Source organism: Bradyrhizobium sp. 197 (genome assembly GCF_023073375.1).
Classification (GTDB): Bacteria; Pseudomonadota; Alphaproteobacteria; order Rhizobiales; family Xanthobacteraceae; genus Bradyrhizobium.
The window spans coordinates 1-14,492 of the sequence record NZ_JADPJJ010000159.1; the positions used below are offsets into that span (position 1 = coordinate 1).

The 14,492-nt window shown below is 63.6% G+C and carries 13 protein-coding genes and 1 pseudogene; 11 read left to right on the forward strand and 3 right to left on the reverse strand.

Going from position 1 to position 14,492, the window contains the following annotated elements; all coding sequences use genetic code 11:
- Nucleotides 1-155: 155 nt before the first annotated feature.
- The gene (locus IVB27_RS34970; RefSeq protein WP_247447265.1) at nt 156-1,328 is read right to left on the reverse strand and encodes a M20 aminoacylase family protein; all 1,173 of its coding nucleotides are present in this window, start codon (nt 1,326-1,328) and stop codon (nt 156-158) included.
- A gap of 174 nt (nt 1,329-1,502) precedes the next feature.
- On the opposite strand from IVB27_RS34970, the gene IVB27_RS34975 reads away from it, so the two are divergent.
- From IVB27_RS34975 to IVB27_RS35010, 8 genes are all read left to right on the forward strand, one after another.
- Nucleotides 1,503-3,122 (forward strand): GMC family oxidoreductase, encoded by a 1,620-nt coding sequence (locus IVB27_RS34975; RefSeq protein ID WP_247447266.1) that lies wholly within the window; start codon nt 1,503-1,505, stop codon nt 3,120-3,122.
- 9 nt (nt 3,123-3,131) lie between these two features.
- On the forward strand, nt 3,132-4,013 hold the full coding sequence (locus IVB27_RS34980; RefSeq protein WP_247447268.1) for an alpha/beta fold hydrolase: 882 nt from the start codon (nt 3,132-3,134) through the stop codon (nt 4,011-4,013).
- Nucleotides 4,014-4,126: 113 nt separating this feature from the next.
- The gene (locus IVB27_RS34985; protein WP_247447270.1) at nt 4,127-5,071 is read left to right on the forward strand and encodes a metallophosphoesterase family protein; all 945 of its coding nucleotides are present in this window, start codon (nt 4,127-4,129) and stop codon (nt 5,069-5,071) included.
- 23 nt (nt 5,072-5,094) lie between these two features.
- Nucleotides 5,095-5,430: a cupredoxin domain-containing protein gene (locus IVB27_RS34990; RefSeq protein ID WP_247349860.1), complete on the forward strand. Its 336-nt coding sequence runs from the start codon at nt 5,095-5,097 to the stop codon at nt 5,428-5,430.
- A gap of 142 nt (nt 5,431-5,572) precedes the next feature.
- A complete protein-coding gene (locus tag IVB27_RS34995; protein WP_247349859.1) occupies nt 5,573-6,121 on the forward strand; it encodes a sigma-70 family RNA polymerase sigma factor in 549 nt (182 codons plus the stop codon).
- On the forward strand, nt 6,118-6,885 hold the full coding sequence (locus tag IVB27_RS35000) for an anti-sigma factor family protein (protein ID WP_247447271.1): 768 nt from the start codon (nt 6,118-6,120) through the stop codon (nt 6,883-6,885). The genes IVB27_RS34995 and IVB27_RS35000 overlap by 4 nt, the downstream gene beginning before the upstream one ends.
- Before the next feature lie 68 nt (nt 6,886-6,953).
- Complete coding sequence (locus tag IVB27_RS35005; RefSeq protein ID WP_247447272.1) at nt 6,954-7,235, forward strand: type II toxin-antitoxin system RelE/ParE family toxin; 282 nt, start codon at nt 6,954-6,956, stop codon at nt 7,233-7,235.
- Between the two features lie 12 nt (nt 7,236-7,247).
- Nucleotides 7,248-7,553, forward strand: coding sequence for a HigA family addiction module antitoxin (locus IVB27_RS35010; RefSeq protein ID WP_247349855.1), 306 nt, complete (start codon nt 7,248-7,250; stop codon nt 7,551-7,553).
- A gap of 9 nt (nt 7,554-7,562) precedes the next feature.
- Here the strand turns inward: IVB27_RS35010 and hpnO are convergent, their stop codons facing one another.
- Nucleotides 7,563-8,954 carry an aminobacteriohopanetriol synthase HpnO gene (gene hpnO / locus IVB27_RS35015; RefSeq protein WP_247447273.1) on the reverse strand — a complete coding sequence of 464 codons (1,392 nt, stop codon included), beginning with the start codon at nt 8,952-8,954 and terminating at the stop codon, nt 7,563-7,565.
- A gap of 141 nt (nt 8,955-9,095) precedes the next feature.
- Here hpnO and IVB27_RS35020 point away from each other — a divergent pair, with 141 nt between their 5' ends.
- The gene (locus IVB27_RS35020; RefSeq protein WP_247447274.1) at nt 9,096-9,728 is read left to right on the forward strand and encodes a DUF2147 domain-containing protein; all 633 of its coding nucleotides are present in this window, start codon (nt 9,096-9,098) and stop codon (nt 9,726-9,728) included.
- Here IVB27_RS35020 and hpnN read toward each other — a convergent pair.
- The gene (gene hpnN, locus IVB27_RS35025) at nt 9,696-12,284 is read right to left on the reverse strand and encodes a hopanoid transporter HpnN (RefSeq protein ID WP_247447275.1); all 2,589 of its coding nucleotides are present in this window, start codon (nt 12,282-12,284) and stop codon (nt 9,696-9,698) included. The genes IVB27_RS35020 and hpnN overlap by 33 nt on opposite strands.
- A 542-nt stretch (nt 12,285-12,826) precedes the next feature.
- Here hpnN and IVB27_RS35030 point away from each other — a divergent pair.
- Nucleotides 12,827-13,234: pseudogene (locus IVB27_RS35030) on the forward strand (4-hydroxy-3-methylbut-2-enyl diphosphate reductase); the annotation flags it as partial.
- Nucleotides 13,235-13,269: 35 nt separating this feature from the next.
- Entirely contained in the window at nt 13,270-14,430 is a 1,161-nt protein-coding gene (gene hpnH / locus IVB27_RS35035; RefSeq protein WP_247349851.1) for an adenosyl-hopene transferase HpnH, read from the forward strand.
- The last annotated feature ends 62 nt before the right edge of the window (nt 14,431-14,492 follow it).

A 14,492-nucleotide genomic window follows, 5' to 3' on the forward strand; every position in this document is an offset into this window, starting at 1 on the left:
CACCTCACGATGACGCCCTTGCGCTTCGCTAATCCTTCGCCGCCATCAGGCTGGATAGAGGACTTCCACCTCCAAGCTGTCGTTCATACTCGGCACACAACACTAAGGGCCCGTGCGATGCACGGGCCCTTTTCATGTATGCCTCACGCTTGACCTTACGACGCCGCGAGCGATTCCTCGACCAGCTTGACCCAGTACGACGTGCCGTAAACGATCGCCTCGTCGTCGAAATTGTAGGCGGGGTGATGCAGGCCGGCGCTGTCGCCGTTGCCGCAGAAGATGAAGGCGCCGGGGCGCGCTTCCAGCATATAGGCGAAATCCTCGCCGCCCATCAGCGGCGACATCTCGCGCACGTTGGCCTCGCCCGCGACCTGCCCGGCGATGCGACGCGCAATTTCGGTCTCCGCGGCGTGGTTGTTCACCACGGGATAATTGCGCTTGTAGTGCAGATCGATCTTGGCACCGGTGATCTGCGCCACGCCCGCGACAACCTCGTGCACGCGCTTCTCGACCAGCTTGCGCACCTCCGGCGACAGCGTGCGAATGGTGCCCCTCAATGTCGCGGTTTGCGGAATGACGTTGCGGGCGTTGCCGGCGTGAAACTCACAGATCGAGATCACGGCCGATTCCAGCGGATCGACGCTGCGCGCGACGATCGACTGCAACGCGGTGATCACCTGCGCGCCGACCAGAACGGAATCGACGCATTTGTGCGGCCGCGCGGCATGGCCGCCGAGGCCCTCGATCATGATATCGACCTCGTCGGTCGCCGCCATGATCGGACCCGGCCGGATCGCGAACGAGCCGATCGGAATGCCCGGGCCATTGTGCATGCCGTAGACCTGCTCGATGCCGAAGCGCTCCATCATTCCGTCCTTGACCATGGCCAGGCCGCCGGCGCCGCCTTCCTCGGCCGGCTGGAAGATCACCACCGCATCACCGGCAAAATTGCGGGTCTCGGCGAGATAGCGCGCAGCACCGAGCAGCATCGCGGTGTGGCCGTCATGGCCGCAGGCATGCATCTTGCCGGGAGTCTTCGAAGCGTAAGGCAGGTTGGTCTGTTCCTCGACCGGCAGCGCGTCCATGTCGGCGCGCAGGCCGATGGTCTTGAGGCCCTCGCCGGCCGGCTTGCTGCCCTTGATCACACCGACCACGCCGGTCTGTCCGACGCCGGTCACGACCTCATCGCAGCCGAATTCGCGCAGGCGATCCGCGACGAATGCTGCGGTGCGGTGGACGTCATACAGCAACTCGGGATGCTCGTGGATGTCCCGGCGCCAGGCCTGAATATCGGGTTGAAGGTCGGCGACGCGGTTCACGATGGGCATGGAGGCTCTCAAGCTTTGTTGAAAATACAGGACTGTCTACCATGCAAGCACCAGTCCACCCAACTGCCGGGGATCGGGGTCTAGCCTGTCCGCTCGGCATGGCCGGGCTTGTCCCGATCCGCCGTCTCTGCGTATTAGGACGGCACGTTGCATGACCATCCGGGTGGAAGCAGAATGCCAAGGCGGCTCGAAGGTGAGTTTGACTATATTGTCGTTGGGGCCGGCACGGCGGGCTGCATCGTTGCCAACCGGCTGTCGGCCGTGCCAGGCAATCGCGTCCTCATCCTCGAAGCCGGCGGCGACGACAACTGGATCTGGTTCCACATTCCGGTCGGCTATCTCTTCGCGATCGGCAATCCACGCTCGGACTGGATGTTCAAGACCGAGGCCGAGCCCGGCCTGAACGGCCGCGCGCTCGCCTATCCCCGCGGCAAGGTGATCGGCGGCTCCTCGGCGATCAACGCCATGATCTCGATGCGCGGACAGGCCGCCGATTACGATCACTGGCGCCAGCTCGGCATGACCGGCTGGGGTTATGACGACGTGCTGCCGCTGTTCAGGCGGCTCGAGGATCATTTCCTCGGCGCGAGCGAGCACCACGGCGCCGGGGGCGGCTGGCGCATCGAGGCGCCGCGGCTGTCGTGGGACGTTCTCGACGCCGTCGGCGACGCCGCCGAGGAGATGGGCATCAAGCGCATTCCCGATTTCAACACCGGCGACAACGAAGGCACCAGCTATTTCCACGTCAACCAGAAGCGCGGCCGGCGCTGGTCGTCGGCACGCGGCTTCCTCAAGCCGGCGCTGAACCGCCCGAACTTGCGGCTCGAGAAGCACGTGCTGGTCGATCGTCTGATCATCGAGCAGGGCCGCGCCGTCGGCGTGCGCTTCGTCCAGAACGGCGAGATCATCGAGGCGCGTGCGAAACGCGAGGTGATCCTTTCGGCCGGCGCGATCGGCTCAGTGCAGGTGCTGCATCGCTCCGGCATCGGGCCCGCCGACTGGCTGGCCCCGCTCGGCATCGACATCGTGATGGACAAGCCCGGCATCGGTCGCAATCTCCAGGATCATCTCCAGCAGCGCGCGATCTACAAGGTTGAGGGCGTGCGCACGCTGAACGAGACCTATTGCAATCTGGTCCGTCGCGGCCTGATGGGCCTCGACTACGCCTTCCGCCGCCGCGGCCCGCTGACCATGGCGCCATCGCAGCTCGGCATCTTCACACGCTCCGATGCGACGCGCGCGCGCGCCAACATCCAGTTCCATGTGCAGCCGCTGTCGCTCGACAAATTCGGCGATCCGCTGCACCGCTTCCCCGCGATCACGGTGAGCGCCTGCAATCTGCAGCCGACCTCGCGCGGCACCGTACGTCTCCGTGCGGCGGCGCCGGACGAGAAGCCGATCATCGCGCCGAATTATCTGTCAACGGACGACGACCGCCGGGTCGGCGCCGACGCCATCCGCACCACCCGCCGCCTCATGCAGCAGAGGGCGCTCGCAAAATACCGCCCGAGCGAATATCTGCCCGGCCCCTCCGTCGGCGACGACGATGCCTCGCTTGCAAAGGCCGCCGGCGACATCGGCACCACCATCTTCCATCCCGTCGGCACGGCGAAGATGGGCGCGGTGAATGACCCGATGGCGGTGGTGGACGAGCGCCTGCGCTTTTACGGCCTCGAAGGCTTACGCATCGTCGACGCCTCGATCATGCCGACCATCACGTCGGGGAATACCAACACGCCGACCGCGATGATCGCCGAGAAGGGCGCGACGATGATCCTGGAAGATGGCAAGTAGCGCCCTACCATGATTCAAGCGCACCGCTTTTCGATCGGCCCCGCTGATGCGCAGATCGCCATGCTGCGATGGGGCGAGAGCGGAAGGACGCCTGCGCTTCTGCTTCACGGCACCGGCTTCGTCGCCGACGTCTGGGACGAGGTCGCACGCGATCTCGCCGCGACCTACACGGTCTATGCGCTTGACCGCCGTGGCCATGGCGCGAGCCACAAGCCCGGGGCCTATCATTTTCTGGACTATGCCGAAGATGTCTGCCGGGTGATCGATGCGCTCGGGCTGCGCAACGTCTACGGGATCGGCCACAGCGCAGGTGCGACCGATCTTCTGCTCGCGGCGAAACTCTTGCCCGGACGTTTCGCACGCCTGTTCGTGATGGAGCCAACTGTAATGGATACGCGCGCTGCGCGCTCCGGAGAATTGAGCGAAGACTCCTTGTCCCGCGTGCAGGGAACACTGCGCCGACGTGCCGAGTTCAACAGTGCCGACGCCGTATTCGAGCGCTACCGCGCCGCGCCGACGTTTGCGGACTGGACCGAGACTTCGCTTCGGGCCTATGTGCGCCATGGCTTCGCGCCGCTGGCGAACGGCCGGGTGCAGCTCTGCTGCACGCCCGAGATCGAATCGGCGATCCTGCGTCCGATCTACCAGGCGATGGAGCAGGTCTACGTCGGCGATGCGCGCGGCAATCCGTTTACCTCGCTCTCCGCGATCGACTGCCGGGTGCGGGTCACGACCGCCGCGAAGTCGGGACCGATCTACAAGGAGATGGCCTCGCGCGCCGTGTCGCTGATTCCGCGCGTCAGCACGCTGACGTTCGACGGTGCAGGGCATTGTGTGGCGCAGGAAGCGCCGGCGATCGTGGTGAAGGCCGTGCGCGAATTCGCGACATAGCGTCGTGCCTCGATCGAAACCAACTCACGAAATCGTCATCTCATCCGGGAATAAACCCACCCCTCCCCCAATCACCTCCCCGAAGCCCAATTCCGGGCGAGAGGAGACACGCGATGAGCGGACACGATCACGGGGACGACGGCTTAAGCCGCCGCAAGGTGCTCGAATGCATGACCTGGGCCGGCACCGGAGTGCTCTGGACCATCACGGGCGGCGTGCCGCGCTCGCTCGGCATCATTGATTCCGCGCAAGCCGCGACCGCGGCCGCGCCCGGCATGACCTTCCTCCAGATCAGCGACAGCCATGTCGGCTTCGACAAGCCGGCCAATCCCAACGCGCTCGGCACGCTGGAGGAAGCCATCAACAAGATCAACGCGATGCCGGTCAAGCCGTCCTTCATGATCCATACCGGCGACATTACTCATTTGTCGAAGGCCGCCGAATTCGACAACGCCGATCGCATCATCTCGCAGAGCAAGCTGGACGTGCACTACGTGCCCGGCGAGCATGACTTCCTCGACGAGGAGGTAAAGTTCTATCGCGAGCGCTACGGCCGCGGCACCAAGGGGGCGGGCTGGTATTCGTTCGACGCCGGCGGCGTGCACTTCATCGGCCTCGTCAACGTCGTCGATCTCAAGGCCGGCGGCCTCGGCAATCTCGGCGCCGATCAGCTCGCCTGGCTCGAGGACGACCTGCGCGGCAAGTCGAAATCGACGCCGATCGTGCTGTTTGCCCACATCCCGCTCTGGACCGTCTATCCGGAATGGGGCTGGGGCACGGAGGACGGCGGCCGCGCGCTGGAATACGTCAAGGGTTTCGGCTCCGTCACCGTGCTGAACGGCCACATCCATCAAGTGATGCAGAAGGTCGAGGGCAACGTCACCTTCCATACCGCGCGCTCGACTGCGTTCCCGCAGCCGGCGCCGGGGGCAGCTCCGTCGCCCGGACCGATGAAGGTCGAGGACGCAAAGCTGCGCGCCATGCTCGGCGTTGCCAGCGTCAACTTCAAGCAGAACGAGCAGCGGCTCGCGATCATCGACACGCCGCTCCAAGGTTGAGCAGAGCTGAACGGAAGCTGACAATGAAGACACTCAATCGCCGCGACTTCGCTGTCGACCTCGGTCTCGCTTTGGCCGCGGCTATCCTCTTGCCCGCAACAACCGCCCGTGCCGACGACATGGAAGTGCATATCGACAATTTCGTTTTCCAGCCGGCCGAGCTCAAGATCAAGGTCGGCACCACGGTGACCTGGTCCAACCGGGACGACATCCCCCACACCGTGGTGTCGGCCGGCAAGTTCAGGTCCAAGACCCTGGACACCGACGACAAGTTCTCCTTCACCTTCACCAATGCGGGCGACTACAAATATTTTTGTTCGTTGCACCCGCACATGACGGGGATGATCAAGGTTGAGTAACATCTCGAACCAAGGCATCAACGTCTTGCCCGGCCGGTGGTCCCACGCCGGCCGGGCTCGTGTGCCCTCGGTCACACACGCCGACCAAACGAATGTGGACGAAACGAAGCAACGCGCAGAACAAGAGGCAAAGCGAGGAGCGATGCCCGCCAACGACGATTTGCAGAAGGCGCAGCGCTTCCGCGAGGCAGCGCTGCCTCATCTCGACGACGTCTACACACTCGCACGCTATCTGCTGCGCGACGCCTCCGATGCCGAGGACGCGGTGCAGGAGTGCTATCTGCGCGCGCTGAAGCATTTCGACAGCTATCGCGGGCCGGCGATGAAGCCCTGGCTGTTTGCGATCCTGCGCAACGTCTGCAACGCCGAATATGGACGGCGCGCGCACAGACACAGCGCGATCGAGGATACGCCCGGCGCCGCCGAGCAGACGCCGATCTGGCAAGAGACCGAGGCGAGCCCGGAGACGGAAGTGCTGCGCAGCCGCGACGCCGGCGCGATCCGCAAGCTGATCGACGCCCTCGCCGAACCGTTCAAGGAAACCTTCGTGCTGCGCGAGATCAGCAACCTGTCCTATCGTGAAATCGCCGAGGCCGTCGGCGCACCCGTCGGCACCGTGATGTCCCGCCTCGCACGCGCCCGCGCCATGCTGCGCGCGGCATGGATGGCGGAAGAGGAGCACTCGAAATGAACTGCGACGAAGCAAAAATGCTGCTTCACGCGCTGCTCGACAACGAGCTCGATGCGGGCCATGCACGCGAGGTCGAAGCCCATATCGCAAGCTGCCCGGCCTGCGCCGCCGAGCTTGCCTCACAACGGGAAATGCAGCGCGTGCTCGCTGACACCAATTTGCGCTACACCGCGCCGACGAGTTTGCGCATCCGGATCGAGGCTTCGCTGCCGCAGCCGCAGCGCCAACAACCGAGCCGCCGCTCCGTGCTGCGCGGCTTTGCAATGGGTTCGGCGGTCTCTGCGCTCGCCGCCTCCGGTGTCGTCGCCGTGGTGCTGCGCCAGGACGACCAGCAGCGCATCCTGTCGGAGGTCGTCTCCGCGCATCTGCGCTCGCTCCAGGCCGGCCACCTCATCGACGTGGTCTCGACCGACCAGCACACCGTGAAGCCGTGGTTCAACGGCAAGCTCGACGTCGCCCCGCCCGTGATCGACCTCACCGCGCAGGGTTTTACGCTGGTCGGCGGCAGGCTCGATTATATCGACGCACGTGCCATCGGCGCGGTCGTCTACAAGCGCCGGCAGCACGTGGTCAATTTGTTCGTGGCGCAGACCTCAAGCACCGAACATCGTCCGCCGAAGACCCAGACCATGCAGGGTTTCAACTGCCGCCGCTGGGGCGAGCGGGGCCTGAATTTCTGGGCCGTCAGCGATATCGGCGCCGACGAGCTCGCCGAGTTCGTCGACAAGTTCGAGGCGGCGATGAAGGCGAATGTGGAGGGGTAACCCTGGAGTCGTATCAGAAATTGATACAAATCCCTTGCGCATGTATCAACCAATGATACATTGCCTGAGTGATCAGGACGTTTCGGGACAAAACGACTGAGGCGGTCTTTAACGGCGAAAGCCCCAAACGCTTTCCGGCCGACCTGGTGAAGGTTGCTCGCCGGAAATTGCGCTATCTTCACGCTGCGGGCGAACTCAGCGACTTGAGGGCACCACCCGGAAACCGCCTTGAGGCCCTCACGGGCGATCGCAAGGGACAGCACTCGATCAGGATCAACGACCAGTTCCGAGTGTGCTTCGTGTGGACATCACAAGGTCCCGTTCAGGTCGAGATCGTGGATTATCACTAGGAGAATGCGACGATGGCCAAGAAACTCAAGCCCATGCATCCTGGTGAGGTTCTGCGGGAAGAATTCCTGAGCCCGCTGGACATGTCGGCAGGCGCGCTCGCCAAGACATGCGGCCTGCCGCGTACGCGTATTGAGCGGATTGCGAGTGAGCAGACCGGAATCACCGCTGACACCGCGCTTCGGCTTGCCAAAGCGCTCGGCACGACCGCTGAGCTATGGCTCAATCTCCAGAACGATTACGATATTCAGATCGCCAAACGCGATCTCGGCAAGGCTCTCGACCGCATCGAGACTGTGAACAAGCCCAAGGCGGCCTGAGGGATCAGGTTACGCCGACCGCCTCACCGCGTTGTCCACCAGCGTCTTGCCGAGCGACCAGATCGCGCCGGGGACCTTGTGGCTGCCGGCGATGACGTCGTCGAAGGCGCGCTCGATCCAGCCGCAATCTTCCTCGGTGATGGTGAGCGGCGGCAGCAGCTTGATGGTGTGGCTGCCGTGGCCGGCGACCTGGGTCAGGATCTTGTGATCTTTGAAGAGCGGCACGGTGATGAGCTGGCAGAACAGGCCCTTGTTGGCGGCCTCCAGCACGTTCCACGAGGCTCGCAGCCGCAGCGATTTCGGCGGGCCGAACTCGATGCCAATCATCAAGCCCTTGCCGCGCACTTCCTTCAACAGCTCGTAGCCGGGCACCATGCGCGTGAGCGCAAGGCGCAGCTCGGCACCGCGCTTGGCGGCGGACTCGATCAGCTTCTCGGACTCCATGACGTCGAGCGTGGCGATGCCCGCGGCCATCGCCAGGTCGTTCTTGGAGAAGGTGGAGCCGTGCACCACCGCGCGGTCCATCTGGTTGAAGATCTTGTCGAAGATGCTCTTGCGCGTCAGCACCGCGCCGACCGGCACGTGGCCGCCGGACAGCGACTTCGACAGCAGCACCATGTCGGGCTCGACGTTCCAATGCTCGACCGCGAGGAAGCGGCCGGTGCGGCCCATGCCGGTCTGGATCTCGTCGGCGACGAACAGCGTGCCGTATTTCTTGCAGAGCGCAGCCGCACCTGGCAGGAACTCGTCGGTGGGCATGTTGACGCCCTTGCCCTGGATCGGCTCGACGACGAAGGCCGCCACCTCTCGCGAGGCCAGCGCCTTTTCGAGCGCGGCGAGATCGTTGAACGGGATCGAGGTGCAACCCGGCAGCAGCGGCTCGAAGCCGGTGCGGAAGTTCGAATCACCCGTCAATGACAGCGCGCCATAGGTCAGGCCGTGATAGGCATGGGCACAATAGACGATGCCGGGCCGGCCGGTGGCGCCGCGAGCGAACTTGATCGCGGCTTCGACGCATTCGGCGCCGGAATTGGCGAAGAACGCCTTGTCGAGATAGGGCACGTACTTCAAAAGCCGCTCGGCGAGCACGCCGGCGAGCACCGAGACGTCGAACTGGACGAGGTTGGGCAGGTCGGCATCGAGCACGCTCTTGAGCGCCTCGCGCATAACAGGATGATTGCGCCCGATCGCAAACACGCCAAAGCCGGACAAAAGGTCGAGATAGCGCGCGCCGTCTCGGTCGTAGAGGTACTGCCCCTGCCCCTTCTGGAAGCCGACATCATAGCCGATGGTCTTGAGCACCCGAACGAACTGCTCGTTCATATGCCGATTATGCAGGGCGCTGCGCTGGGCCTGACGGTCCGCGAATAGCTGAGACATGTCTGGATTTGGGCTGTGCATCCGTTACATACTTCGGTTGAGGGCCGTCTCGTCAACTGAAAACGGACCGTTGCCGAAAACGGTCTGTGCGGCCTTTTGCCCTTTTTCGGACCATCTTCGCAAGCACAGCTTTAGACCATGTTGCACTGCCAAGGAACTATCATGCGTTTAGCCCTTTACACCGGACTAATACTGACTGGCGGTTTCACCTGCCTGACCCCGGCGCTCGCCGCCGATCCGACCGGCGACTGGCGGGTTGCCGACGCCGTGGCCAACATTCGTGTCGCCCAATGCAATGGCAGCATGTGGGGCGCGGTTTCCTGGGAAAAAGAGCCCGGCGGCCGCGATGAATACAATCCCGACGCGTCGAAAAAGACCAGGCCCACGCTGGGCATGGCAACCCTGATCGACATGAAGAAAAAGCCCGGCGCCGATCAGTGGGAGGGTCAGGTCTACAACGCCAAGGACGGCCAGCTCTACAGCGCGACCATCACGCCGGCTGGCACCGACCAGCTCGAGATCAAGGGCTGCGTGATGGGCTTCCTCTGCGGTGGCGAAACCTGGACCCGCGTTGGCCCGCCTATTCCCTTGAGCACCGCCAATGCCATGGCCAAGGGCACGCCGAAGTCCACCGGCGCGGTGCCGAAGGCCCCGGGAACGACGGGCGCTACAGCGGCGCAGCCTGCGCCGGCAGCCCCGAAGGCCGCCGGCACTGCCAAACCTGGTCAGAAGGGCGCCGCCGACCCGGTCGGCGACATCTGCCTACTCCCTGAGATTGCGGGGTTTGCCCATTAGCGCCGGCTGAAACAGCAGCACGGCGGCGAGCGTCGTCACCAGCGACAGCGCGAGCAACTTGCCCATGCTGGACGTTCCCGGATGGCTCGACAGCCACAGGCTGCCGAATGCCGTCGCCGTCGTCATCGCGCTGAAAAAGATCGCACGCGTCAGGCTGGTCTGGAGCAGGTTTGTCCTGCCCGAGCGCCAGGCCACGACATAGTAGATCTTGAAGGCCACGCCGACGCCGAGCAGCAGCGGGAACGCGACGATATTGGCGAAGTTGAGCGGCAAGCCGATCAGCACGCAGATCTCGAGCGTTACCGCGCCGGCAACCAGGAGCGGCACCAAGGTCATCAGCACATCCACGAACCGGCGCAGCGTGATCCACAGCAACAGGCCGATCACCAGCAGTGCGTAAATGCCGGCATGGATAAACGCCTTCACCACGGTGTCGCCGGATTTCAGGATCGAGACCGGGCCCCCGATCGCGGTCGGCTCGGCAACGAGCACGGCCGCCGCAAATTTGCGTAGCGTGTCGTTGTCGTTGGGATCGCCTTTGGGCAGCGCCTCGACGCGGATGATGCCGTCCTTGCTCTTCCAGGCGCTGATGAGGTCGGGTGGCAATGACTTCAGGGTGACCGGCTCGGCCTGCATCGCGTTCCGGAGCTGGTCGAACACGATCTTCATCGGCGCGACGAACACGTCCTGCGCCTTGTTCCGCGTAGCCTCGTCGCCATTGGCGAGCTTTTCGAGCGCGTCCGCGAGCCGGCGCGAGGCGACCGCACCCGGGCCCTTCGCATCGCCTGCGGTCCGGCGCAGATTGTCGACCGAGGATTTCAGCGAATCGACGTTCTCCTTGTCCGTCGGCGCCGCGTCGATCTGGTCAGGATTGAGCGCAGGGTTCAGCACCTTGGCGCCCTGTGCAAGCAGCTTCAGCTTCGGCGGCTGGTCCTCAGGGACGAAGCTGTTGAGGGACATCACCCGCAGCACTTCGGGCACCTTCTCCAGCTTCGCCTCCACCTGCTTTGCCTGCTCCTCCGACGTGGTCATCACGTTGATGGCATTGGCGCCGGTGTTGGGATCCTTGCGCAAATCGAGGAAGGTCGCGATCGATTCGGCCTTCGGATTGCGCAGGTTCATCGGGTTGAAGTCGAACTTCATGAAGTAGAGCAGCGGCAGGCCGGCGACCGCGAGAAAGATCGTACCACCGACGACCAGCACGCGGTGCTTCTCAAGGAAGTGATCGAGCGGCGCCAGGAAGGCGTAGCCGACCGGCTCCTTCTCGCCGGGCGGATTCAACAGCTTCAGCATCGCCGGGAGTACGGTGATGCTGGTGAGGAACGCGACCAGCATGCCGACGCCGGCGATCTGGCCGAGCTCCGATATGCCCTTGTAGTCGGTCGGCATGAAGCAGAGGAAGCCGGCCGCGGTTGCCATCGCCGCCAGCGACAGCGGTATTGCCGAGCGCTTCGCGGCCAATACCAGCGCACCCGAAAGGTCGTTATGCTTATAGCGCTCGGAGCGATAGCGGACGCTGTACTGAATGCCGAAATCGACGCCGAGGCCGACGAACAGCACGGCGAACGCGATCGACAGCAAATTGAGCGAGCCCACCATCATCAGACCGGCGGCGGTTGTCAGCGCAAGACCGACGAAGAGATTGACGAACACCGCGAAGATGATCTTCGCCGAATGCAGCGCCAGCCACAGAATGAGCAGCACGACCAGAACCGTGCCGATGCCGTTGACGACAGCGCCTTCCTGGACGGTTGCATATTCCTCGTTGGCGATCGGGACCGGACCGGTCAGCCGCACGCGCGCCTGGTATTTGGTTGCAAACTCCAGATCGGCTGCGGCCTTGCGGATCGCGTCGGTGGCGCCCTTGCCGGGCTCCAGCGCGTTGTAGTCGAGGATCGGCTTGAACTCGATGAAGGCGCGCTTGTCCGAATCCGTCAGCGGCTCGTCACTGACGAGCTCTCGCCAGGAGAAGCTCGCACTGCCCTTGTTGAGCACGGTCTCAACCGTTTGTGCGATCTGGTTGAAGGGCCGTTCGGTGTTGTCGAGCTTCACTTGCCCGCGCTTGACGCCGGCAAGACCCGTCTCGAGCGCACCGGTCAGGCCGCGGATCGAGGGATCGCCCGCCATGATCTCGATCAGGGGCGCGGCGGATTCGAACTGGCCGGTGACCTTGGCGACCTCCTCGGTCGGCAGGAACAACAGGCCGTTCTTCTCGAAGAACTCGCCAGTGCCGAGCTGTTGCATCGACTGGAAGTCGGTTTTGTCGTCCTTCAGCTTGGCATAGAGCGCGTCCGACGCCGCAGTCGCCATCTCCGGCGTTTTGGCTTCGACCACCGCCGTGATCGTCGCATCGCGGTCGAAAGCGCGATCGAATTGCTGGTCGCGTTGGCGCCAGTCCAGATTTTGGGCAATCAGCGAATTGATGTCGGTGTTGATGGCGAAGTGATGGACCGTGTAGTAGCCCGCCCCCACCGCCAGCAGGAGCCCGAGAACGACGACGATGGGGGCAAACCGGGTGCAGGCCCTGACGATGGCAACGACTACGCTTTGCAGCACTTCTTTTCTTTCTGCGTTAACAGCTTCCCGGAAACGCCCGCTGTTTATCGGAGTTCCCGGGCGAAACCTATTGCTGTTTTGAGTGGCTCTTCCCGCCAGAAGGTTCGAGCTGAACGGCGGGAGGCCGTGGCAAAATCATGCGGGGCGGTCGGTATAGCCGAGGAGTTGAGGCGGGAAAGTGACCGAGGGCCGCGCACAAATGTCGCCGTTTCGCCGACCGGAACCTTCTCTACTATAGTACCGCAAATGGATCCTGCAGGGAACCAAAGTTCATAGGTCCCTTTCCTTGCTGCCGATTTTTTGACACAAAGTATTGCGCCTTCCATGTGTACCCGCGTGGGCGACGGCTGCGTGCCGAAACCGATGGTGCGGATATTGCAGCTCATTGGTACCCGGGTGCTCCGGGGACTCAAGATGCGGATCGGTGCAACTTGCGTGATGGACGTCCAATGGAAGTTTATCTGGCGCAATCGCGCGGTTTTTGCGCGGGCGTAGTGGGTGCAATGGGGAGATTGAAGAACAAAGCCGCAACCACGGTGTACGAGGACATTCCCGGGGCACTTCAGGCCCGCTTTACAGATATTCAAGGCCCGGACATCCGGGATATCTGCTATGCGACACAGAACCGCCAATCTGCGGTAAGGAACTGGAGCAAGCTGGTCGACGTGATCTTGGTGGTGGGCGCTGCCAATAGCTCGAACCGGCTCCGCGAAATCGGCACTGAGGCCGGCGTCGCGAGTTATATGATTGCCGACGGCAGCGCGCTCGATCCGGAGTGGTTGAAAGATGCCAGGACCGTCGGCGCCACGGCCGGCGCTTCGGCGTCCGGGGTACTCGTGGATGACGTGATCGAAGCGATGCGGCGGATCGGACCGGTACAGGTCTCGGTGCTGCCGGGCCGCGAGGAGAACATCGAATTCCGGCTTCCGGCCCAACTGGCTGCGAGCTGACCCACCCGAATTTCAAGCCCAGAAAGAAACTCGTAATGGCTATCCCCTTCTTCAAGGAAATGCGTATCGGCGGCTATTTGATCAAGCAGAAGCTGCTTGGCCGCAAGCGCTATCCGCTCGTGCTGATGCTGGAGCCGCTGTTTCGCTGCAACCTCGCCTGCGTCGGCTGCGGCAAGATCGATTATCCGGACGCGATCCTCAACCGCCGCATGAGCGCGCAGGAGTGCTGGGACGCAGCCGATGAATGCGGCGCGCCGATGGTCGCCATTCCCGGCGGCGAGCCGCTGATCCACAAGGAGATCGGCGAGATCGTGCGCGGCCTCGTCGCGCGCAAGAAGTTCGTCTCGCTCTGCACCAACGCGCTGCTGCTCGAAAAGAAGCTCGATTTGTTCGAGCCCTCGCCCTATCTGTTCTTCTCGGTGCATCTCGACGGCCTGAAGGAGCACCACGACAAGGCGGTGTCGCAGAAGGGCGTGTTCGATCGCGCCGTCTCCGCGATCAAGGCGGCCAAGGCCCGCGGCTTCACCGTCAACGTCAACGCCACCATCTTCGACGGCCATCCGGCCGAGGAGATTGCAAAATTCCTCGACCTCACCGTCGAGCTCGGTGTCGGCGTCTCGATGTCGCCGGGCTATGCCTATGAGCGTGCGCCCGACCAGGAGCACTTCCTCAACCGCACCAAGACCAAGAAGCTGTTCCGCGACGTCTTTGCGATGGGCAAGGGCAAGAAGTGGAATTTCATGCATTCCGGCCTGTTCCTCGACTTCCTCGCCGGCAACCAGGAATACGAGTGCACGCCCTGGGGCATGCCCGCGCGCAACATCTTCGGCTGGCAGAAGCCCTGCTATCTGCTCGGCGAAGGCTACGCGAAGACCTTCAAGGAGCTGATGGACACCACCGATTGGGAGACCTACGGCACCGGCAAGTACGAGAAGTGCGCCGACTGTATGGCCCATTGCGGCTACGAGCCGACGGCGGCGACCGCAGCCATCAGCCACCCGCTGAAGGCGATGTGGGTGTCGCTGCGCGGTGTCAGGACCACGGGTCCGATGGCGCCCGAGATCGACATGACCAAGCAGCGCCCGGCGCAATACATCTTCTCGGCGGAAGTGCAGAAGCGCCTGTCGGAGATTCGCAAGGACGAGGCCGCCGCCGCGCAGGAGAAGGCAGCGCGGAAGGCTTCGACGGCGGCGTAAGCGCGCAAGTCGGCCTTGTAGCCCGATCAAAAAACAAAGGCCCGGGCGCCAATGGCGAACCG

Coding starts and splice junctions, on each gene's coding strand:
- IVB27_RS34995 (WP_247349859.1), top strand. CDS start 5,573: ATGCCCGCCAACGACGATTTGCAGAAGGCGCAGCGCTTCCGCGAGGCA.
- IVB27_RS34970 (WP_247447265.1), bottom strand. CDS start 1,328: ATGCCCATCGTGAACCGCGTCGCCGACCTTCAACCCGATATTCAGGCC.
- IVB27_RS34990 (WP_247349860.1), top strand. CDS start 5,095: ATGAAGACACTCAATCGCCGCGACTTCGCTGTCGACCTCGGTCTCGCT.
- IVB27_RS34980 (WP_247447268.1), top strand. CDS start 3,132: ATGATTCAAGCGCACCGCTTTTCGATCGGCCCCGCTGATGCGCAGATC.
- IVB27_RS35020 (WP_247447274.1), top strand. CDS start 9,096: ATGCGTTTAGCCCTTTACACCGGACTAATACTGACTGGCGGTTTCACC.
- hpnH (WP_247349851.1), top strand. CDS start 13,270: ATGGCTATCCCCTTCTTCAAGGAAATGCGTATCGGCGGCTATTTGATC.
- IVB27_RS34975 (WP_247447266.1), top strand. CDS start 1,503: ATGCCAAGGCGGCTCGAAGGTGAGTTTGACTATATTGTCGTTGGGGCC.
- hpnO (WP_247447273.1), bottom strand. CDS start 8,954: ATGCACAGCCCAAATCCAGACATGTCTCAGCTATTCGCGGACCGTCAG.
- IVB27_RS34985 (WP_247447270.1), top strand. CDS start 4,127: ATGAGCGGACACGATCACGGGGACGACGGCTTAAGCCGCCGCAAGGTG.
- IVB27_RS35010 (WP_247349855.1), top strand. CDS start 7,248: ATGGCCAAGAAACTCAAGCCCATGCATCCTGGTGAGGTTCTGCGGGAA.
- IVB27_RS35000 (WP_247447271.1), top strand. CDS start 6,118: ATGAACTGCGACGAAGCAAAAATGCTGCTTCACGCGCTGCTCGACAAC.